At 54.4% G+C, this 22,636-nt stretch carries 16 protein-coding genes; 15 read left to right on the top strand and 1 reads right to left on the bottom strand.

All coding sequences use genetic code 11. From position 1 onward, the window contains the following. Positions 1-31: 31 nt before the first annotated feature. Genes IPI29_03400 through IPI29_03365 form a run of 8 tightly spaced genes read left to right on the top strand, consistent with a single transcriptional unit; the run spans position 32 to position 10,772 of the window. Entirely contained in the window at positions 32-1,345 is a 1,314-nt protein-coding gene (locus IPI29_03400; protein ID MBK7411581.1) for a nucleotide sugar dehydrogenase, read from the top strand. After that, complete coding sequence (gene wecB, locus IPI29_03395) at positions 1,342-2,430, top strand: UDP-N-acetylglucosamine 2-epimerase (non-hydrolyzing) (protein ID MBK7411580.1); 1,089 nt, start codon at positions 1,342-1,344, stop codon at positions 2,428-2,430. The genes IPI29_03400 and wecB overlap by 4 nt, the downstream gene beginning before the upstream one ends. 46 nt (positions 2,431-2,476) lie before the next feature. After that, complete coding sequence (locus tag IPI29_03390; protein MBK7411579.1) at positions 2,477-4,216, top strand: SLBB domain-containing protein; 1,740 nt, start codon at positions 2,477-2,479, stop codon at positions 4,214-4,216. Positions 4,217-4,235: 19 nt separating this feature from the next. After that, the gene (locus IPI29_03385) at positions 4,236-5,696 is read left to right on the top strand and encodes an oligosaccharide flippase family protein (GenBank protein ID MBK7411578.1); all 1,461 of its coding nucleotides are present in this window, start codon (positions 4,236-4,238) and stop codon (positions 5,694-5,696) included. Between the two features lie 5 nt (positions 5,697-5,701). Next, positions 5,702-7,171: a sugar transferase gene (locus IPI29_03380; GenBank protein ID MBK7411577.1), complete on the top strand. Its 1,470-nt coding sequence runs from the start codon at positions 5,702-5,704 to the stop codon at positions 7,169-7,171. Then, positions 7,168-7,887, top strand: a complete 720-nt coding sequence (locus IPI29_03375; GenBank protein ID MBK7411576.1) for a polyprenol monophosphomannose synthase — start codon at positions 7,168-7,170, stop codon at positions 7,885-7,887. The genes IPI29_03380 and IPI29_03375 overlap by 4 nt, the downstream gene beginning before the upstream one ends. 1 nt (position 7,888) lies before the next feature. Continuing rightward, entirely contained in the window at positions 7,889-9,826 is a 1,938-nt protein-coding gene (locus IPI29_03370; protein MBK7411575.1) for a glycosyltransferase, read from the top strand. Next, on the top strand, positions 9,819-10,772 hold the full coding sequence (locus IPI29_03365; protein MBK7411574.1) for an acetyl-CoA carboxylase carboxyltransferase subunit alpha: 954 nt from the start codon (positions 9,819-9,821) through the stop codon (positions 10,770-10,772). Before IPI29_03370 ends, IPI29_03365 begins: the two co-directional genes overlap by 8 nt. Positions 10,773-10,963: 191 nt before the next feature. On the opposite strand, the gene IPI29_03360 is transcribed toward IPI29_03365, so the two are convergent. Next, a complete protein-coding gene (locus tag IPI29_03360) occupies positions 10,964-12,718 on the bottom strand; it encodes an ABC transporter ATP-binding protein (GenBank protein ID MBK7411573.1) in 1,755 nt (584 codons plus the stop codon). Positions 12,719-13,132: 414 nt separating this feature from the next. On the opposite strand from IPI29_03360, the gene IPI29_03355 reads away from it, so the two are divergent. The 7 genes from IPI29_03355 to IPI29_03325 all read left to right on the top strand — a co-directional run bounded on the left by IPI29_03355 (position 13,133) and on the right by IPI29_03325 (position 22,610). Further along, positions 13,133-13,552 (top strand): GIY-YIG nuclease family protein, encoded by a 420-nt coding sequence (locus IPI29_03355; GenBank protein MBK7411572.1) that lies wholly within the window; start codon positions 13,133-13,135, stop codon positions 13,550-13,552. A 221-nt stretch (positions 13,553-13,773) separates the two neighbouring features. Then, positions 13,774-15,180, top strand: coding sequence for an MBL fold metallo-hydrolase (locus IPI29_03350; GenBank protein MBK7411571.1), 1,407 nt, complete (start codon positions 13,774-13,776; stop codon positions 15,178-15,180). A 2-nt stretch (positions 15,181-15,182) separates the two neighbouring features. Beyond that, complete coding sequence (gene aspA / locus IPI29_03345; GenBank protein ID MBK7411570.1) at positions 15,183-16,577, top strand: aspartate ammonia-lyase; 1,395 nt, start codon at positions 15,183-15,185, stop codon at positions 16,575-16,577. Positions 16,578-16,605: 28 nt separating this feature from the next. Then, positions 16,606-17,751, top strand: coding sequence for an efflux RND transporter periplasmic adaptor subunit (locus IPI29_03340; GenBank protein MBK7411569.1), 1,146 nt, complete (start codon positions 16,606-16,608; stop codon positions 17,749-17,751). Positions 17,752-17,762: 11 nt separating this feature from the next. Then, positions 17,763-20,924 carry a multidrug efflux RND transporter permease subunit gene (locus IPI29_03335; GenBank protein ID MBK7411568.1) on the top strand — a complete coding sequence of 1,054 codons (3,162 nt, stop codon included), beginning with the start codon at positions 17,763-17,765 and terminating at the stop codon, positions 20,922-20,924. Beyond that, positions 20,921-22,327, top strand: coding sequence for an efflux transporter outer membrane subunit (locus IPI29_03330; GenBank protein ID MBK7411567.1), 1,407 nt, complete (start codon positions 20,921-20,923; stop codon positions 22,325-22,327). Before IPI29_03335 ends, IPI29_03330 begins: the two co-directional genes overlap by 4 nt. Positions 22,328-22,439: 112 nt before the next feature. Then, a complete protein-coding gene (locus IPI29_03325) occupies positions 22,440-22,610 on the top strand; it encodes a hypothetical protein (protein MBK7411566.1) in 171 nt (56 codons plus the stop codon). Positions 22,611-22,636: the final 26 nt, after the last annotated feature.

Genomic DNA, 22,636 nt, shown 5'->3' with positions numbered 1-22,636 from the left:
TACAACCATCAACCTTCCTGAGGAACACCTCATGGCTAGCATCCTCAGCGGTTCCATGACCGTTGGTGTTGTTGGTCTTGGGTACGTTGGTCTGCCCCTTGCCCTTGAATTCGCCAAGAGCGGTATCAAGACCATAGGCATCGATACCAGCGAAGAGAAGATCAAGCTCTTGCGTTCTGGCAAGAACTACATTCAAGACCTCGATGATGATGCGATCCGTGATGTGGTGAAGAAGTCCAAGAAGCTCTCGGCCACCACGGACTTTGCAATGGCCAAGGACTGTGATGTGATCTACATCTGTGTTCCTACGCCATTCACGCCGAACAAGGATCCGGACATTTCTCATATCGTACATGCAACGAAGGGTGTAGCGGAACATCTTCGCCCGGGTCAGCTTGTGATCCTCAAAAGCACCACGTTCCCCGGCACAACAGACAACTACGTCAAACCGATCCTCGATGCAACGAAGCTCGAATGCGGTCGCGACTACTTCCTGGCCTTCTCTCCCGAACGTATCGACCCAGGGAATACAACCTGGACAACAAAGAATACGCCTGTAGTGGTAGGGGGCGTCACCAGCGCCTGTACAGAACTTGCCGTTGCTGTGAACCAACGCATCATCAATGAAGTGGTTCCAGTGAGCTCGCCGGCCGTTGCCGAGATGGAGAAGCTGCTGGAGAACATCTTCCGCAGTGTGAACATCGCCCTGGTCAATGAACTTGCACAGCTGTGTGACCGACTGGGTATCAACATCTGGGAAGTTGTTGATGCCGCTAAGACAAAGCCGTTTGGCTTCATGCCGTTCTATCCCGGACCGGGAATTGGCGGACACTGCATTTTGATCGACCCGTATTATCTGTCGTGGGCAGCACGTGAGGTGGACTTCGTTACCAACTTCATCACGCTTGCAGCGGAAGTGAACGAGTCGATGCCGTTCTATGTGCGCGCCATGATCGAACGTGAGATCGCCAAACAACCGGTGACGTTGAAGAGTGCAAAGGTTCTGCTGCTGGGTATGGCCTTTAAGAAAGACGTAGACGATCTGCGTCACTCACCGGCGCTGAAGGTTGCTGAACTCTGCATCGAAGACGGCATCCAAAACATCAGTTACTTCGATCCCTTCATCCCGTCAGTTGACGTGCATGGAAAACGCCTCACGAGCCTCAAGTCACTCACTCCGGCCTACATCAAGAAACACGATGTGGTTGTGATCACAACAGATCACAGTTCGTTCGATATCAACATGATCGTGAAGAACGCCAAGGTTGTGATCGATACACGCAATGCAACCAAGGACGTGCGCGGATCGAAGAAGAACGTGGTTCTTCTCGGGGATGGCAAGTGAAGAAGATCCTCTCCGTTGTTGGGGCTCGACCTAACTTCATGAAGGTAGCGCCGATCCATCGAGCGTTTGGGGCGTATTCGGAAACGTGGGAGCATCATATCGTCCATACTGGACAACATTATGATGCTGCGATGTCCGATGCCTTTTTCCGTGACCTCGATATGCCGCACCCGTCATGGTTTCTCGGCGTTGGAAGCGGATCACATGCAGAGCAGACAGCGCGTGTGATGACGGGATTTGAGCAGGTATGTGCAGAGGCCAAGCCCGACTACGTGATCGTTGTGGGCGATGTCAACAGTACCATCGCCTGTGCATTGGTAAGTGTAAAACTTGGCATCCGAACAGCACACGTTGAGGCTGGGTTGCGATCGTTCGATCGGATGATGCCAGAGGAGATCAATCGAATTGCCACGGACGCCATCGTTGACGATCTATTCGTTACCGAAGCGAGTGGTATGGCACATCTTCAGCACGACGGAGTGGATCCCTCACGTATTCACTTCGTTGGGAATACGATGATCGACTCCTTGTTGTACGCACTACCGAAATCTGAGAAGAGCACTATTCATGTTGATCTCGGTCTTCAACCGGGCAACTATGCCTTGGTCACCATGCACCGTCCGAGCAACGTGGACGATCCCGTACAGCTGCGAATGATCGTAGACGTCCTGTCAACCGTGGCATCGGATATGCCAATGGTCTTCCCTGTGCACCCGCGCACACGGAAGAATCTGCAGAACCTCGGTATCGAGGTGCCGGCGAATGTCCACATGATCGATCCAGTAGGATATGTGGACTTCTTGGCGCTGATGCGCCTGGCAGCCTTTGTTCTCACGGACTCCGGCGGCATCCAAGAAGAAACCACCGCTCTTGGGGTTCCCTGTATCACGTCGAGGACAACCACAGAACGTCCCGTGACTGTTGAAATAGGTACCAACGTCCTCGTGGAACCCACCCGCAGCGGAATTCTCCAGGCCGTTGCCATGATCCGCTCCGGCGGTATGAGAGCCGGTCAGGTACCGCCGTTATGGGACGGTCATGCTGCAGATCGCATTGCAGCCGTCATCACGGCACACTATTCGTAACTTTGCGGCGTCGGAAAGCCCCTTACCCCCACTGACCAGAGTTTGGATGCGCCTGTCTGCCAGCCTATTGCGCGGTGCCTTTGTGTGCCTCATCGTGCTTCTCGTGCCTGCCCTTGCATTTTCACAAGGGGGCGGAAGCTCGTTCGATATGGACAGAATGGGAGCTTCATCCCGTAGTCAGACCAGTCTTTCGTCGCTTCTCACAGCCGATCAACTGCCCACCGATGATGTGGTGGACCCTTCCGTGTATTATCTGGGACCGGGGGATATTCTCTCGTATCAGACAACGGGGCTGGACTTTGCAGAAAAGATGACGATGGTCACCCCTGAGAACACGATCATGATGGAGCGCACTGGCGTCTTCAGTGTGGCCGGAATGACGCTCAAGGGGCTTCGGGATACCCTCCAAAATCTGATGAAGAGCAGGTCTGCCAATGTGGAGATCTTCATCACGCTACGCAGGGCACGTCTTGTCTATGTGGCACTCCGCGGAAACGTGACCTATCCCGGCACCTACGCCGTACCGGCCTCTATGCGTGTGTCCACCTTCCTTACCCTCATGCGTCAGCCATGGCTGATGAGCAAGGATGGGGGAATGGCAGAGATGGCAAAAAGCGGTGGTGTGAACGCTATTCCGACCAAGGCGCAGGAACTCACGCGGAGCTCCGGATATATGCTCGGGCCGTATGCCATGCGTAATGTGTCGGTGAGACATAAGACCGGATCAAGCACGGCCGATCTTCCAAAGGCACGAGTGGAAGGATTCTCATACCTCGACCCGCATGTTCGGGAAGGCGACGAGATCACGGTGCCGTTCGAAGACCGCAATGTTCACACGATCTCGATCTCCGGTTCCGTTGCTACGCCAACAACACTTGCGTATAAGACCGGTGACCGAGTGTCCTTGCTACTTGCTGCTGCCGGCGGTCCAACAGACGATGCAGATCTCAACCGAGTGATCCTTGTGCAATCAGCTGGTGGCGGAAAGCAGATGCTGAACGTGGATGCCAACTTCCACATCGTAGGTGAGGACATTGAGCTTCAACCCGGAAGCACGATCATCGTGGAGCGCAAGGCAGAGACCGGTGCTGCACAAGCGCAAGGTGTGATCCAAGTCTATGGTGAGGTGAATTCACCAGGAGCTGTGGTGATCATCCCGGGTGTAACGCGCCTGAGTGAGGCCGTTGCAAGTGTTGGCGGGCTTACAGCCGGTGCCTCGCTTGCATTGTCCTACGTGGTGCGTCCGGATCGCGGTCCGGTGACCATGACGCAGCAGCGTGATGATGCCTATCGCAACTTCCAATACTCCGACCTTACACTTGAGGATACCACTCGGTATCATATCGATCAGAAGTATCGACTTCCATATGTGTCGTGTGATATGGTGCGGGCCATCAAGGACACAGCATCATCGGAGAACATCGCATTGTTCCCGGGCGACATCGTTGTGATCCAGCCAACACCCGATCGTGTCTACGTCTATGGTCAGGTCCTCCGTCCGGGATATGTCCCGTTCAGCCCAAAGAAACGTCTCTCCTGGTACGTAGAACATGCCGGCGGATATGCCACAGGTGCAGAAGAAGATCGTGCCCGTATCGTCAAGGGAAGATCAAAGGTGTGGGTAGAGGACGACGACGAGGTCTTCGTAGAACCCGGTGACGAGATCTATGTGCCACGTCCACCAGACATTCCTGTAGGAACACAGATCCAGACCTATGCCATTATCGCAAGCATCATCACGAGTGTTGTTGCGCTTACGGCAACGATGATCTCCATCCTCCGCTAACGGTTCCGGTAACCGCTCCGTGGCGTCAACTCCAACCAACGAGCGATCGTTATCAGCTCGGGTACTCTCGGGCAGCGCCTGGATCATCGCATCGCAGGGGGCTATCCTGCTCCTGGTCTTTCTTGCGCAACGGATGATCCTATCAACGCTCACCAAGGAAGAGAACGGCACACTCTTCTTCGAGCGAAGAATGACGGATCTCATTGTTGGGGTCCTTGTTGATTTTGGAATGAATGGGATCCTCATTCGACGAGTGGTCCAAGAACGAGAGCGTGCACCGCAGATCATCTCGTCGGCCATAGCATTGCGACTTGGAATGTGGGTTGTTGCTACGGCGGTGAGTGCTGTCTATGCATACGTCTCGGGGTATGCCGTTCTCGACGTGGTGATCTGGTCCTTGTACCTGCTCATCGCCGCACGCACTACAATGTTGAGGTATGCGGTTGAAGCCCCTTACAGAACCACCTCTCGATTCCATGTGATCTCTCTTCTTGGTATTGCCGATGCGATGTTGTTCACCGCGATGATCTGGTGGTGGCGTACGTCGCTCGATCCATTCACTGTTATCATAGCCTACACGATCTCCGCGCTGCCGGGGTTTGTGATCCTGGTGATGCTCGACCGCGGTGAGTTCATCCGTCCGTCCTTCGTCCGCATCAAAGAAATGAAGGCCCTTGTAGTGGAGTCCATACCGGTGATCTCCTCCGTAGCGCTGATAGGAGTACATGCCTCGCTGGATACTATCCTACTTGAATGGTTCGGTACGCCGCGTGATGTGGGTGTGCTAGGTGCCATCTATGCGTCCATGGGACCGTTCCTTGTTGTGCTCCCTCAGGCTGTTTCATTGGCCGTTATGCCCGAGATCGCGCGTACGGGCAAGGATGACTCGCAGAGACGCACCGATGTATCCCTCACGGTGATACGAATGTTGGTGGTTGCAACGGTGTTATTGGTCTGCGTTGCCGGACCGTTGATCCCGCTCTTCATCGACCTCGTGAGCGGCGGAAGGTATGCGGCAGAAAGTATCCAGTTCTACTGGTTCTTGTGGACAGCGCCGCTTGTGGCGATACTCGTCTTCAGTCAGGAATTCACGGTAACGGTAGGGAAGCAACGGAACAACATCTGGATCGCTGGCGGGCTGTTGATCTTCTCTGCAGCCTTTGGACTTGCCTTTATACCGTCCTTGAGTTCCCTTGGAGCCGTTTACTCACGGCTTGCAACAGTGATCGCAGGTGCCGCCATCTGTTTCGTTGTGTTGCGACGCATCCTCGGCGAACAGCTAGATTTGTTGTTTGTGCTCCGATGCTGCACGGTGATTGCCTCAGGTATGGTGGCCACTACATGGCTTTCATCCTCTGTCCCAGTGCTTTCGGCCATCGCCGGCTCGTGTGCAGTGGCGATCGTTTCGGCACTTGCATCCGGACTCATTCACAGATCTGACGTAGTTCTCTTGACAAAAATCCTACGACGTTCACGCTGAAGATCATGTCTGCTACCATCGAACATCCATCTCGCCCCGTTTCTGCCCAAGTGCACCTTGCACCCGGGAGCAGACTCGGCATCCTGCTGCGTCCGCGCATGATGCAGATGTATTTCGATCTCATCGCCTTTACGCTGAGTTTTGCCGTCTATCAACTGATACGCCCCTTGGTGCTTTCCGATATTCGGAGTTTCACCATGGAAGGCTACATGGTGATCGCCCTGATGTCTTGTGCGTATTGGAGCGTTGTATTCTGGTTAGGGGGCTTGTACCGCGACTTCTATGTCCGCTCACCGTTCGATGAGTTCTTCACGGTTCTGCGACATACCTTCCTCGGCTCGGCGGTGGTCTTCTTGGCCATCTTCGCAACGAGTTCTCCAGAGTATCAAAGCAACCCTCGTTTTGTGTTTGTGATGTATTGGCTTGTTCTGTTCACGCTTGTTTGCATCGGCAGACTGTCTGCGCGACAACTGCAGCGTCGACTTCGTGAACACGGCGTGATCAAGATTCCAACAGTTCTTGTGGGTTCGGTTGCTCGACTCCGCGAGTTGTTTGTTGATCTTCATGATGAGCCGGCATGGGGCTACGATGTGCGGGGTATCATCATCGTGGATGCAACATCTACGTTGCCGCATGGACTTCCAGGACCGATCCTTGGCGGTATCAATGACGTGCAGCGCGTGATGGCTGCCCTTCGTCCGCGCGAGGTGCTGGTGACGATGGATCACACGGACCATGATGCATTGCTGAAGGTCACCGCTGAAGCTGCAGACGAAGGATGTCTTGTGAAGATCGTCCCGGATCTCTACGAGATCTTCTCCGGCCAGGCTCGTACCCAACAGATCTATGGCTCGCCCCTTATCGAAGTGAGTCCGGAGCTGATGCAGCCATGGGAAGAATTCGCCAAACGCACGCTCGACATTCTCTTCAGTGTGATCGTCCTTGTGGTGGGAATGCCCGTGTGGCTGCTCACAGCGCTTGCCGTTCGAGTGACGTCCAAGGGGCCGATGTTCTTTGTACAAGACCGTGTGGGCAGATTAGGTCACGTCTTCCGCATGGCCAAGTTCCGATCGATGTATGTGGACGACCGCCGTGGTCCAACGTGGACGGACCAAAATGATCCGCGCGTGACGCCGGTTGGGCGGTTCATCAGAAAAACGCACCTCGACGAGATACCGCAGTTGTGGAATGTGCTCAAGGGTGAGATGTCGCTGGTTGGGCCACGTCCGGAACAGCCCTTCTATGTTGACAAGTTCACCGAGATGTTGCCGTATTATCGACGCAGGCTCAAGGTTCGTCCGGGTGTAACAGGATGGTGGCAGGTTAAGGCGAAGTCCAATCCTGAATCATTGGAAGAGATCCAACAGCGGCTTCGCTATGACTTCTTCTACATCGAGAACATGTCCTTTAAGCTCGATCTCGAGATCATGGTGCGTACAGTTTTTGTCATGCTCAGAGGACATGGCCAAGCGTGAAAAGTATCGTCTGCATACCTACCTACAACGAAAGCGACAACATCATTCGCATGATCGATGCTGTGCACAGCGTTGTACCTGAAACACACATCCTTGTGATCGATGATGGTTCGCCCGATGGCACAGCCAAACTCGTCCGCGAGCGGATGCTCACAGACCTACGTGTCCACATCGTTGAACGAACGGGCAAACTTGGTCTCGGTACTGCCTACTGCGCCGGGTTTGCCAAGGCCCTCGACTTGGGGTACGACATCATCATGCAGATGGATGCCGACTTCTCGCACGACCCTAAGGACCTACTACGATTCCTTGATGCGATCAAGGTCCATGATCTGGTCATTGGATCCCGCTATGTACAGGGTGTGAACGTCATCAACTGGCCTATGAGCAGGTTGCTCCTGAGTTGGTTCGCCAACATCTATACGCGTGTGATCACCGGCATGCCCATCGCCGATGCCACAGGGGGCTTCAAGTGTTTCCGTGCAGAGGTGCTTCGTAAGATCGACCTCGGGAAGATCAAGTCAAACGGCTATGCTTTCCAGATAGAAATGAACTACAAGGCGTGGAGACTCAAGGCTCGGATGTTCGAACTACCGATCATCTTCACCGACCGTGTCAGTGGCGTTTCAAAGATGTCGAAGAACATCGTGTATGAAGCTGCTTTCCTCGTCTGGAAACTCAAACTCGCAACCATCTTCTCCTTTGGGAAGCGGTAACGTGAAGCCGGACATCTCCGTCCTCATCGTTAACTACAATGTGAAGGACTATCTCCTTCAGTGTTTGAGATCGTTACAGGCGGTATTGCCCGGCGTAACGAAGGAAGTGATCGTTGTCGATAACAACTCGCAAGACAATTCCGTTGCCGATCTCCAGCCGCTCTTTCCCGATGTAACGTGGATAGCGCTTCCGGAGAACATTGGCTTTGGAAAGGCCAACAACCGCGGACTCGAAGAATGCAACGGACGGTATGTGCTCTTCCTGAATCCCGATACCATCGTTGGTCATGATACGCTGAACGTCATGGTCCGCTACATGGACAACGAGCCCTCGGCGGGTATCGCAGGGTGTAAGGTACTCAACCCCGACGGATCGTTCCAGGTAGCATGCAGGAGGGGGCTTCCCACGCCGTGGGCATCGTTCTGCAAACTCTTTGGTCTACAATCGTTGTTTCCTGCATCGCCCCTTTTTGCACGGTATAATCTCACCTACAAACCCATTGATGCCACGTATGAAGTGGATGCACTCATCGGTGCCTTCATGGTTGTACGAACCGACCTCGTGAAGCAGCAGGGGGGATTCGATCCCGCGTTCTTCATGTATGGCGAAGACATCGATCTCTGTTATCGCATTCAGAAATCTGGGTCGAAGGTGATGTACGTGCACACAACCAGCATCGTGCACTACAAAGGTGAAAGCACCAAGCGCAGTTCCATCAACGAAGTGCGTGTCTTCTACGATGCGATGGAGATCTTTGCACGCAAGCACTTTGGGGGCTCGCGAGTCTTCTTGGCGTTGTTGCGACTCGGCATTGTTCTGCGTGCGCTGATGGCGCGTGCCATGCGCAAGCGTGTGGAGGTGGTAACGTGGGTGCTCGACATGATCAGCATCAACGTTGCACTTCTGGCCGCCACGGCTGTTCGATTTGACGGACCGTTTGGGTTTCCGTCCTATGCCTATCCCATCGTCCAGATCGTTGTTTCGCTTTCTGCAACGCTGTCACTCATGGCCGTTGGCGAATACGTAGAGTACCGTCCAACCGTTCGCAGGAGCATCGTTGGACTGCTCGTAACGTTCTTCTTTCTTTCTTCGCTCACGTACTTCTTTAAAGAGTACGCCTTCAGTAGGGGCGTGGTCCTCATGACCATCGGCTTCAGCGCTGTGTTGTTCTCGCTCACGCGGGGATTGATCGCCTTCATGGACTCATCGCGAGGTCCGCGTACACGCCGGATCTTGCTTGTAGGCCTGAATGAACACACCATGCGTATCGCCGAGGAGCTGCAGCGCGCCGAGCACCGTCACGCAGAGATCGTTGGCGTGGTTGCAACAAGCCCCTTTACCGTAGATCATTATGCCGGAATCCCTGTGGTTGGAGACATCGGGTACCTCACGCGTATTCTTGAGGTGACGAATGCCCAGGAAGTGGTGCTCACAGACCCAGATGTGAGCCGGGAGACCGCCATGGAATTGATGATCGCCTCATCTGCGTTCAGGGCACGGTTCCATATGGCAGCAGAATACGATGATATCGTTACGGCGCGGATCATCAATGACGTAGCCGGCGTTGAGCCAACGGTTGCGATCCCGCCGTTGATGCGTTTTAGGAACAGAGTTGCAAAGAGAACCCTTGACATTGTCGTTTCTGCCCTTGTTTTGACGCTGGGGCTGCCTGTTCTAATTTTGCGACGCACGGACAATGACTTTGGCAACTGGCTTGAGGTCCTGTCCGGCAAACGGAGTGTTGTTGGTCTCTTCTCGGACGGGAAACACAGAACGTCCGGAAAGGAAGGCATCACGGGACTTGTGAAGGTGAGTGACCCGCGGAAACTTTCGAAGCAGACCATTGAACACCTCAACGACTACTACGTTGACTCGTACTCCATCGCCCTTGACGTGGAGATCTTTCTGAAACACCTCTTACGGCGCAACCGTGGCTAGTACCGCTACTCTCGAATTTGAAAAGCCGATCGTTGAACTCGAGAAAAAGATCGAGGAGATGAAGGCTCTCACGGATACGCTGGATATTCAGCCTCAGATCAGCGATCTCGAACAGCAGATCGAGACCCTCCGCTCAGACATCTACCGAAACCTCACACGTTGGCAGCGTGTGCAGATCGCACGCCATCCGGACCGTCCGTATACGCTTGATTACATCTCCCATTGCTTCAATGACTTCGTGGAGTTGCATGGAGACAGGGCGTACAAGGATGATCCGGCCATTGTTGGCGGACTTGCCACGCTCAACGGCCGTCACGTTATGGTGATCGGTCACCAAAAGGGGAGAGACACAAAGTCCAACCTCTACCGCAACTTCGGCATGCCCAATCCCGAAGGATACCGCAAGGCCTACCGTCTGTTCCAACAGGCAGAGAAGTTCGGACTTCCCGTGATCTGCTTCCTTGATACACCAGGCGCATTCCCCGGACTCGAGGCTGAAGAGCGCGGTCAGGCAGAAGCCATCGCCCGCAACCTTCTCTTGATGTCGCAACTCAAGACCCCGATCATCATCATGGTGATCGGAGAAGGAGCTTCAGGAGGCGCACTTGGAATCGGTATCGGCAATCGCATCCTCATGCTCGAAAATGCATGGTATTCCGTGATCGCTCCGGAGAGTTGCTCATCCATTCTCTGGCGGTCGTGGGATTACAAGGAACAAGCTGCTGAAGCACTGCGCCTTGGTGCAACGGATCTCATCCAGGTAAAGGTCATCGACCGCATCGTCCCGGAACCCATCGGCGGCGCCCATCGAGACCCAGAAACCATGTTCCAAACCGTTATCGACACCCTCACCGAAGAACTCGACGCTCTGTCATCAAAATCCAAGCAATCGCTTGTGAACGAGCGTCGCCAGAAGTTCTATGAGATGGGCGTTTGGACGGAGTGAGGTAAAACGTCACCCCGAGCGAAGTCGAGGGGCCGTCCGTCATGCCGAGCGTAGTCGAGGGGCGAGGCACGTCCGTCATGCCGAGCGTAGTCGAGGCACCGCCCGTCATGCCGAGCGTAGTCGAGGCACCGCCCGTCATGCCGAGCGTAGTCGAGGCACGTCCCCTCGACTTCGCTCGGGGTGACCTCGCATCACGCAAACTGCAGCGCATGCAGCTTTGCATAAAGACCGCCATGAGCGAGCAGCTCTTGGTGCGTGCCTACTTCTGCCACTTCACCATGATGCAAGACAACAATGCGGTCGGCGCGTTGGATCGTTGAGAGTCGGTGCGCGATAACAATAGATGTGCGACCCTGCAACATCGTGGTTATCGAGCGTTCGATGAGTTGCTCGGTCTCTGTATCGATGTTCGAGGTGGCTTCGTCGAGAATGAGGATATCAGGATCGGTGACCATTGCTCGGCAGAACGAGATGAGCTGCTTTTGTCCGACACTGAGTACAGCGCCACGCTCTCGCACATTGGTCTGATAGCCGTTTGGAAGTCTTCGTATGAACGGGTCCGCACCGAGCGATACGGCGGCGTTCACCACATCGTCGAGTGTGATCTCTTCGCGTCCCAAGGTGATGTTCTCCTCTACTGATCGTGAGAACAAGAACACATCTTGTAAGACCACGGCGATGCGTGCACGCAGATCGTGTTGGCGAACATCGCGGATGCTCTTGCCATCCACGAGAATATCGCCCCCTTGAAACTCATAGAACCTGCTGAGGAGATTGATGATCGAACTCTTCCCGGCTCCGGTGGCTCCAACGAGTGCAACGGTCTCGCCCTTGTTGACAGTGAACGATACTCCCTTGAGGACCGGCGTTGTGCCGTCGTAGCTGAAGTGAACGTCACGGAATTCAATAGCACCTTCAAGCTCGGTGAAGGGGGCGGCATTGGGCGCATCAGGCACGGTCATGTCGGTATCGAGCAAGGAGAAGATGCGCTCCGAGGCAACAACGCTCGACTGAAGGGTGTTGTACTTTTCTGTGAGGTCGCGCACCGGACGGAAGAACATTTCCGTGAACTGCGTAAAGGCAATGAGCATCCCGATGGTCATCGCGCCGGACAGGATATTGCCTGCTGCATACCAGACGATGATCGAGAGTGCAACGGCACTGAGGAACTCCACAACCGGGAAGAACGTGGCGTGATAGAAGACTGAACGGTCCTGAAGTTCGCGGTGTTCTTTGTTGATCTCGGCGAACTGACGTTCCATGCGCTCTTCTTGTCGGAAGAGTTGCACCACTCCGATGCCTGTTACGAACTCGTTCATAAAGGAGTTCATGCGCGCTACCTGACGTCGGATCAGATTGTAGACCTTGCGCACCTTTCCCCTGAAGATGAATGACGCAATGAGCAAGAACGGCAGAATGATGATCGTCATCATCGTCAACTGTGGCGATGTGCTCCACATGAAATAGAGGATCCACACGATGACCATCACATCCGAGATCATCAGCACCACGCCCGACGAAAAGAGCTCGTTGAGCACTTCAACATCACTCGTTACACGGGTAACGATACGTCCAACCGGTGTGGTATCGTAGAACCGCAATGCCAAACGTTCTACGTGTCTGAACAACGTGTTGCGGATATCCAGCAACACACGCTGTCCAACCCACGTCATCAAGAGCGATAGGCCGTACTGCAAAGCCCCCTGCAAGAACAACAACCCCACGATGATGCCAACGAACATCAACAGTCCGGGGAAATCCCCTTTAACGATGTGGTCGTCAACTGCGATGCGCGTTAGGTATGGTCGCAACGGACCAAGCGCCGAGGACACCAACGTCAACACAACAGCCCCTCCGATATGGGGCTTATAGGGCTTGAGGAATCCGATCAACCGCCTCAGTAAGCGGTAATCAACCTTCTTTGTTTCCGACGATTCTTGTTGCACAGGGCAAAGTTACGCAAGAGGTCCCTCGTCGCTTCGGGCGAGGCAGGGCCTCGCCCCTACGCTCCTCGGGATGACGCTCATTCGGTTTTTCATGTCGAGGTCCCTCGTCACTTCGTTCCTCGGGATGACGCCCGTTCGGTTTTTTCATGTCGAGGTCCCTCGTCGCTTCGCGACTCGGGATGACGCTCATTCGGCTTTTTCATGTCGAGGTCCCTCGTCACTTCGTTCCTCGGGATGACGCCCGTTCGGTTTTTTCATATCGAGGTCCCTCGTCGCTTCGTTCCTCGGGATGACGCCCATTCGGCTTTTTCATGTCGAGGTCCCTCGTCACTTCGTTCCTCGGGATGACGCCCGTTCGGTTTTAAACTATGGCGGCGTTGTCACGTTCCGTGGACGGGAACGCACGAGGAATGTATGGCAACAAATTGTGTATACATCATGACAAACAAACGACGCACGGTGTTCTACACAGGCGTAACGAGTCACATAGGCAATCGTCGGCTTGAGCACTTGCATGAAGACGACTCGCACTTCTGTGGCAAGTATCGTGTTACTGATGTAGTGTACATCGAGTGGTTTGACAACATCCTAGACGCGATCGCACGAGAAAAGAAGATCAAGGGATTTCGACGCGAGAAGAAGCTAGCATTGATACATGCAGTCAACCCAGAACTGCACACACTTCTTCCTCCTTACTTCATACTCTCAACTCCTGAGGAGCGAAGCGACGAAGGCCTTCTTATAAGAGCGACGCCAGCGTCATCCCGAGCGAAGCGAGGGACCTCGTCATCCCGAGCGAAGCGAGGGACCTCGTCATCCCGAGGAGCAAAGTGACGAGGGACCTCTACATAAAATCGACACCAGCGTCGTCCCGAGGAACGAAGTGACGAGGGACCCTTATTACAAAGTGACACCAGCGTCATCCCGAGGAGCAAAGCGACGAGGGACCTCGTCATCCCGAGAATCGTAGGGGTACGGCATGCCGTGCCTGGAGCGACGAGGGACCTCGTCATCCCGAGCGAAGCGGCATGACGGCGCATCGCGTAACTTTGTCCATGATTACAATCACACCATATGGCGCGGCGGGTGAGGTCACCGGCTCTGCCTATCTCGTAGAGACCGAGAGTTCGACGATTTTGGTCGACTTTGGAATGTTCCAGGGGGATAAGGACGATGATGCGAGGAATGTGATCCCGGGTCGGATCCACCGCATGGATATCGCCTCGGTGGTGCTTACCCATGGTCACCTGGATCATTGCGGACGACTGCCGCTGCTGGTTCGCGAGGGCTACCGTGGACCGATCTTCTGCACGGAAGCAACACGGGATCTCTCGGAGATCATCATGGCCGATGCGGCGCACATCCAAGAGTCGGACTTTGAACGACGCAAACGTAGAGCAGAACGCAAGGGGCATAAGGTCAACCGCAATGATGAGCCCCTTTACGATGCTGATGACGTAGAGCAGTGCGTGTCTCAGATGGTTGATGTGTTCTATGATCAACCGGTTGAAGTAGCTCCGGGCATCACAGCGGTTTACCACGATGCCGGACATATGCTTGGTTCAGCAAGTGTAGAACTGCGTATCAAGGATCAAGGGACTGAAAAGATCGTGGTGTTCTCGGGAGACGTTGGTCCTCCAAACCTGCCGTACCTACGCGATCCGGAGCCCCCTCTCAAGGCCGATGTGCTGGTGATGGAGTCCACCTACGGTGACCGTAATCACAAGTCACTCAGCGATACTCTCGAAGAGTTTGAACGCATCATCATTGAAGCGGTTGAGCAAAAGGGAAAGATCTTCATTCCGTCGTTTGCCATCGGACGTGCACAGCAGATCCTCTTCCATCTGTCTGATCTCATTCGAAAGAAACGTATCCCTGCGCTTCCGATCTACCTTGATAGTCCAATGGCAATCAAGGCAAGTGCTGTCTACCGCAAACACGAAGAACTCTTTGATACTGAAGCAACGAAGATCACGGACGATGGTACACTCTACCACAATCTTCGTTCCCTGCGTACCTGTGTAACAGCCGATGAGTCAAAGGCCATCAATGATGAGCATGGACCGTTCATCGTGATCGCCGGCTCGGGCATGGTAACGGCCGGACGGATCATGCACCACCTCAACAACAATATCAATGATCCGAAAAGCCACTTCGTTATCTCCGGATATCAGGGAAGGGGCACCTTGGGTCGTAGACTTGTTGACGGTGCAGACCACATCATGATCATGGGCGAGTACAAAGAGGTGCGCGCCAAGATCCATACACTCGGCGGCTTCAGTGCCCATGCCGGACAAGTAGATCTGGTGAAGTGGTACGAAGCTGTTGCACGCGGCGGAAAGCCTACGTTGTTCCTAACCCACGGCGAAGATGATGCAAGAACCGTGCTTCGCAATACGCTCATCGAGTTGTTCGATGCCCCTGCCTATATGCCCGTCTATTCTGAACACCTGGAGGTTTGACCATGCGTACGGAACATGATTTTCTCGGTGAACGCCAACTGCCGGATAATGCCTACTACGGTGTTCAAACACTTCGTGGAAGTGAGAACTTCCACATCACCGGTATCCCGATCAGTCACGCAACGTCCTTCATCGCCGCCTTTGGCTATGTGAAGAAGGCAGCTGCCCTTGCCAACAAGGACCTCGGAGTTGTTGAGCCCGAGATCGCCGATGCGATCTGCAAGGCCTGTGATGCGATCATTGCCGGTGAGCTGCACGATCAGTTTATTGTTGATGTGATCCAAGGCGGAGCGGGCACATCAACGAACATGAATGCGAACGAGGTGATCGCCAATAAGGCGCTTGAGATCCTTGGCAGACCAAAGGGCGACTATGATGTGGTGCACCCAAATAATCACGTCAACTTCTCACAGAGCACCAACGATGCCTATCCAACGGCATTTCGGTTGAGTCTGTATATAGAGATCGGCAAGCTCATTGAAGAGCTGGGCCGACTCCAAGAGTCGTTTGCGAAAAAGGGAAGAGAGTTCAAGGACGTGATCAAGATGGGTCGCACACAGTTGCAAGACGCTGTCCCGATGACGCTTGGTCAAGAGTTTGAATCGTTCTCTGTGAATATCGGCGAAGATCTCCGCAGACTCGAAGAAGCCCGTGCGCTGATCACCGAGGTTAACCTCGGAGCAACAGCCATCGGCACAAGCATCAACGCTCCGGAAGGGTATCCTGCGCTATCGGTGAAATACCTTGCCGAAGTCTCTGGTGTACCTGTTATTCTCTCACACAATCTCATTGAAGCAACGTGGGACAACGGGGCATACGTGCAGGTGAGCGGCGTGCTCAAGCGTGTTGCTGTGAAGCTTTCCAAGATCTGTAATGACCTGCGATTGTTGTCGTCCGGACCGCGGTGCGGGTTCAATGAGATCAATCTTCCCCGACTCCAACCAGGCTCGAGCATCATGCCCGGCAAGGTCAATCCGGTGATCCCCGAGGTGGTGAATCAGGTCTGCTTCCTCGTGATCGGCAATGATGTTACCGTGACCTTTGCCGCCGAGGCCGGTCAGCTCCAGCTCAACGTGATGGAACCCGTGCTGGCCTATTGCCTGTTCCAGTCCATCGAAACGCTAACAAACGCCTGCAGTACTCTGCGGGAGCGTTGTATTGACGGTATCACAGCAAATGCCGAGCATGCCCGTAGCATGGTGATGAACTCCATCGGCATCGTTACGGCTCTCAATCCGATCCTTGGATATGAGGTGAGTGCCGCAATAGCCAAGGAAGCATATGAGACCGGCGGGTCCGTGATCGACATTGTCCGTGCAAAGGGGCTCCTAGACGATGCGAAGATCGATGAGATCTTCTCACTCGAGAACCTCATGCATCCAAAGTTCATTCGTTAATTTACGCGCCTTACACTGGGAGATGTTTATGATTCGGTGGACCGTTGGCATTGCGCTGTTGATCGGTATAACTGTTCTTACAGGATGCCACAAGGAAGAAGCTGGTCCGCCCCCTCCCATGCCCGTGAAAGTGGCTACAGTGGAAGTGCGAGACGTACCCATCTACAATGAATGGGTGGGGCAGACGCGTGGTGGGGAAGAAGTGGAGATCCGCGCGCGGGTTGAGGGATACCTCGATCGTGTTGTTTACAAGGAAGGCACGTTTGTCAAGCGCGGTCAGGTCATGTATATCATCGACCCGTTGCAGTATTCAGCAAATGTCAGTGTTGCACGAGGCGAACTCGCTGAATCTGAAGCCAATCTTGCGAGATCTCAACAGGATGTGGTCCGGTACAAGCCTCTCGTAGAACAGAACGCCATCTCCCGTCAAGAGTACGAAACAGCTGTCCAACTCGAGAAGGCCAGCCTTGCCTCGGTCCAAGCCCGCAAGGGCAGTGTGCAAAAGGCACAACTTGAACTGGGCTATTGCAGTGTGACGTCTCCGATCGATGGTCTTGCCGGGAAGACGCAGGTTGAGGCAGGTGACCTTGTCTCCCGGATGCACGGCAACCTTCTCACAACGGTGTCCAAGCTCGATCCTATCAAGGTGCAATTCAGCATCTCCGAACTTGAGTGGATCAACTTTGTGAAGTCGAGAGCATCTCGCAAGGCATCGGGCGATACAGGGCAGATCGAATTTCAAATGATCCTTGCCGACAAGATCGCCCATCCGTATCCCGGACGTGCCGTGGTGATCGACAATGCCGTTGATCCTGAGACAGGTACCATTCTCATCGAAGCACTCTTCCCGAATCCCGATGGTGAAGTTCGTCCCGGACAGTTCGCCAAGGTTCGTGCCGTAGTGGAACGCAGGCCCGGTGCCGTGGTCGTTCCACAACGAGCCATTTCTGAATTGCAAGGGGCTTATCGGGTAGCAGTTGTTGGATCGGACAATGTTGTGAAGATGCGCCCCGTTGTTGTTCGAAACCGCGTTGGTGGTGCCTACGTTATTGAAGCCGGACTCAAGGCCGGCGAACGTATCGTTATTGAAGGACTCCAAAAGGTCCGTGATGGTGTGAAGGTAGCCCCGCAGCAGGTAACGGTTCCGATCGATAGTCTCCTTAACCGTCCATAAGGAGCACTACGATGTTCTCAGCCTTCTTCGTGCGACGTCCTATCGTTGCTATCGTGATCTCCATTGTTACGGTGATCGCCGGACTTGTGTCGATGCTCAGTCTTCCGATCGAGCAGTACCCGCCACTCTCGCCCCCTCTCGTACGTGTAACAGGGACCTACCCCGGCGCCGGTGCAGAGGCCGTGGAGCAATCCGTTGCCACTCCGATCGAACAACAGGTGAACGGCGTAGACAACATGATCTACATGATGTCTCGCAATACCTCTGATGGTGTTGGCGTGATCGAAGTAACGTTTGATGTGGGCGTTGATCTCGACAATGCGAACATGCTCACGCAGAACCGCGTGTCACAAGCAAACTCACGTCTTCCGCAAGAGGTGTTGCAACAGGGTGTTACTGTTGCAAAACTCAACCCGTCGATCCTGATGCTTGTTAGCATCGCCTCACCAAAGGGAACGTATAGTGGCGAGTTCCTCAACAACTATGCGATGATCAATGTTCGAGATCAGATCCTGCGGGTAAAGGGTGTGTCGCAGGTGGATCTCATGGGCGGGTCGGAATACTCCATGCGTATCTGGCTCAAACCCGATATGATGGCAAAGCTCGGACTGACAAGTTCCGATGTGATGACGGCCGTCAAGGATCAGAACATTCAGGCTCCTGCCGGTAAGGTTGGCGCACCGCCTTCAGCACCGGGACAGGAGAATACGTTTACGGTCAGTGCTCCCGGACGTCTCACCACGCCCGAAGAATTTGCCAACATCATCCTGCGCGAAACCGCTGACGGACGTATCGTGCGTCTCGGAGATGTAGCACGTGTTGAACTCGGTTCAGAAAACTACAAGTCGTTTGGTCGATTAGGGGGCAAACCATCCGCCCTTTTGGCAATCTATCTTCTTCCCGGTGCCAATCAGTTGGAGTCGGCAGAAGGCATCTATGAAACGCTCGAGACGTTGAAGTCTACGTTCCCGGACGACATCACCGCAGTTGTTGGGTATGATACAACACCTGCTGTTGAAGCATCCATTGAGGAGATCGTTCACACACTTCTTGAGGCCGTCCTCCTTGTGATCCTTGTGGTCTTCATCTTCTTGCAGAACGGAAGAGCCACACTCATTCCCTTGCTTACGGTTCCGGTGTCCCTCATCGGTACCTTCGCTCTCTTCCCATTGCTCGGATTCTCCATCAACACGGTGTCGCTCTTCGGACTCGTGTTGGCCATCGGTATCGTTGTGGATGATGCCATTGTGGTGGTAGAGGCCGTGATGCATCACATGGAACAGGGGATGAACTCACGAGAGGCAACACTCAAGGCCATGAGCGAGGTGTCGGGTCCGGTTGTTGCCATTGCCTTGATCCTCGCTGCTGTGTTCGTCCCTGTTGCGTTCTTGGGCGGGATCACAGGCCGACTCTATCAGCAGTTCGCCATGACCATCGCCTTCTCGGTGATCCTCTCGGCCTTCAACGCCCTTACGCTGAGTCCGGCCCTAGCAGCCATGCTGCTTAAGCCAACAGATCTCAACGGCAAGGGGCCCCTTAAAGCATTCTATCGGTGGTTCAACAAGATCTTTGGTCGAACAACGGACGGATACATCAGTATTGTTCGACTCGTTGTTCGTAAGTCGGTCCTTGCCCTTGTGGCCGTGGTTGGCTTTGCGGTCTTGGCAGTGCTCACAATGGGCCGTGTACCAAGCGGCTTTGTTCCGGATGAAGACCAGGGCATCTTCCTTGCCAACGTGATGTTGCCGAATGCTTCATCGCTTGAGCGCACGGATGCACTGTGTGCGCAGATCGAGAAGATCCTTGCGGCACAGCCAGGTATTGAGTCGTATAACACGGTGGGTGGACTTTCCTTCCTCACCAACGCGTACACACCAAACGTTGCATCGTTCTTGGTGCGACTCAAACCATGGTCGGAGCGTGATTCTCCCGAGCTTCATGCAAAGAGCATCATGAAGACCTTGAACCGCAAGTTCATGGCATTGCCCGAGGCCATCGTCTTCTGTTTTGCTCCGCCAACCATCCCTGGTTTTGGTGCGGCAGGGGGCTTCTCGGCCTATCTCCAAGACAGGTCGGGATCGATGACCGTAAAGGACATGCAGGAACAGACCATGAAGTTCATGGCTGCGGCATCGAAGCGTCCGGAACTCATCAATCTCTTCACGCAGTTCGATGCCGGCGTTCCTCAGATCGGTGTTGATCTCGATCGAGAGAAGGCGCGCAAGCTTGGTGTGAATATTCAAGATGTCTTCACAACGTTGCAGGCAGCGTTGGGTGGGGCGTATATCAACGACTTCAACAGGTTCGGCAGGCTCTACCGTGTGTACATGCAGTCGGAGTCGCAATACCGTCAGACCGTCTCCGACATCGGCGGATTCTACGTTCGTAGCCGAACAACGGATGAAATGATCCCGCTCTCAACACTCGTTACAACGAGCAACACCACGGGTGCTGAAGTGATGTATCGCTTCAATCTGTTCCGCAGTGTTGCCATCAGCGGTGCAGCCGGACAAGGCTATTCATCGGGTCAAGCACTTACGGCACTTGAAGAAGTTGCCGCTTCGGAACTACCCAACACCATGAGTATTGCCTTTGCCGGATTGTCGTTTGAAGAGAAACGTGCACCAAGCCCCGTACCAACCTTCATCTTGGCCATTGTGCTGGTGTTCTTGTTGTTGGCCTCGCAATACGACTCGTGGAAACTTCCATGGAGTGTGTTGTTGGGAACACCGATCGCTGCATTCGGCGCATTCTTTGGTGTGTGGATCATGGGGCTGGATAACAACGTGTATACGCAGATCGGTTTGATCCTGCTCATCGGACTTGCAGCGAAAAACTCTATCCTCATCGTAGAGTTTGCGAAAGAGACCGTGGAGAAGGAGAAGGCATCGTATGCGGAGGCGGCCGTGAAGTCTGCTCGATTGCGTTTCCGTCCGATCCTCATGACTGCCTTTGCCTTTATTCTCGGCGTTGTGCCGTTGATGACCGCTTCCGGATCCGGGGCCGGCTCGCGCGTGGCCATGGGAACAGCTGTGTTCTATGGGATGCTTATCGCCACGGCATTTGGTGTTGTGTTGGTGCCTGGACTTTTTGCCTTTATCGAAGGATTCTCTCTGAAGAAGAAGGCCAAGGCAGAGCAGGCAGCCAACGTTCCTACGGAGAGTGCACAATGAGACACCTGCAATTCATCGTCGTGTGTTGTGTACTCGTGCTTGTTGCACTTGAAGGTTGCAAGGTGGGGCCGGATTATCAACGTCCCGATATCGTAACGCCCGACGGATGGCGAGAGCGTGTACGCACCGATACATCGTTGGGTCAGGAGCCATATTGGCGGGTGTACGATGATGCCGTGTTGCACGGATATATCAAACGTTCGCTCGACAGTAACCTCGATCTCTTGGCGGTGATGGCACGCATTGAGGCAGCGCGTGCTCAGGTGACCATTGCCAACAGCGGACTCTTCCCAACGTTGGGAGTGAACGGTGATGTGAGCGGTTTCGCCAATTCCGAGAACAGATATCCGGGCGTATCCGGAGATGCCTTCCTTGGACCAACGGGTGTGTTCGGACTCATGGCCACGTTGTCGTGGGAACTTGATGTGTTTGGCCGCATCCGACGCGGAACAGAAGCTCAGCGTGCACAATTGCGTGCAACAGAAGAAGCCTATCGGGCATCGCGAGTTTCGATCGTTTCGGCCGTATCCGAGACCTACATCACGCTTCGTCAGCTCGACATGCTCAAGGAGATCATCGACAGCAACCTTGCATCGCGCAGAGAATATGAACGTCTTGCCAAGACCCTTTTTGAAGGGGGCAAGACATCCGAGCTCGATTGGCGTCAGGCAGAAGGGGAGTTGCGCCGAGTAGAGGCCGAACTTCCTGTTGTAAAGATCTCCATCGCCCAGACAGAGAACGCCCTCAACGTCCTCTTGGGACGTCAGCCCGGACTTGCCGTTGAGCGCGGGAAGAGTTTGTCGCAACAGAACGTGCCCACCGCCCTTCCGTCGGGGCTTCCAAGTCAGCTCATCGAGCGCCGTCCGGACGTCGTAGCCGCCGAACAGCGCCTCATTGCCGCCAACGCCCTTGTTGGACGTGCCATTGCCGAGCAATTCCCTCGTTTTGCCATCAATGCTACAGGGGGCTTACAGTCGCTCGACGGTTCCACCGTCTTCGACGCCAACTCCCTCATGTGGAACGCCGCCGGTAATGTAGCCCAGCCATTGTTCCAGGGCGGCAAGCTCGCAGCCCAGGTGGACGTGGCCGATGCCAACACCAAGGAAGCGGTTGCACTGTATCGTCAGTCAATTCTTGTAGCCTTCAAAGAAGTGAACGACGCCCTCGTGGACGTTGTCCAGCGCAGATCCGAAGTAGACGCCACCGTTGCCGGCGTCAAGTCCAACCGCGACGTTTTGCGTCTCTCCGAGCTCCGCTACCGCTACGGCGCCACGCCCTACCTCCAGGTCTTAGACGCCCAGCGCTCCCTGCTGGACGCCCAACGCAAGGAAGTAACCGCACGTGCAGCGTGGTACGTCGCCTACATTAGGTTGTATAAGGCGTTGGGCGGAGGCTGGCGTTGAATAGCGAATAGCGAATAGCGAATAGCGAATAGCGAATAGCGAATAGCGAATAGCGAATAGCGAATCGAATGGTATTATTGGGGATTACACACACTTTTCAGAAGGAAGAACGATGACAAAGCAGGAACTTTTCGACGAGATGGCCAAGCAATGGCAGGCCTTTGAAGCGGCGCACAACTCCAAGTTCAAGAAGGATGCAGCAGCAGCCCGCAAGGCAGCCAGTTCCCTCAAGAAGCTTGTAACGCCATACAACCAGGCATCCGTAGCCGAGGGTAAGGCCTAAGAAGCCTCTCGGGGCGAAACAAACGG

This window comes from Ignavibacteria bacterium (assembly GCA_016707005.1).
Lineage (GTDB): Bacteria > Bacteroidota > Ignavibacteria > Kapaibacteriales > Kapaibacteriaceae > UBA10438.
The sequence above is the reverse complement of the archived record's forward strand: the minus strand, read 5'-3'. Positions and strand labels throughout refer to the sequence as shown.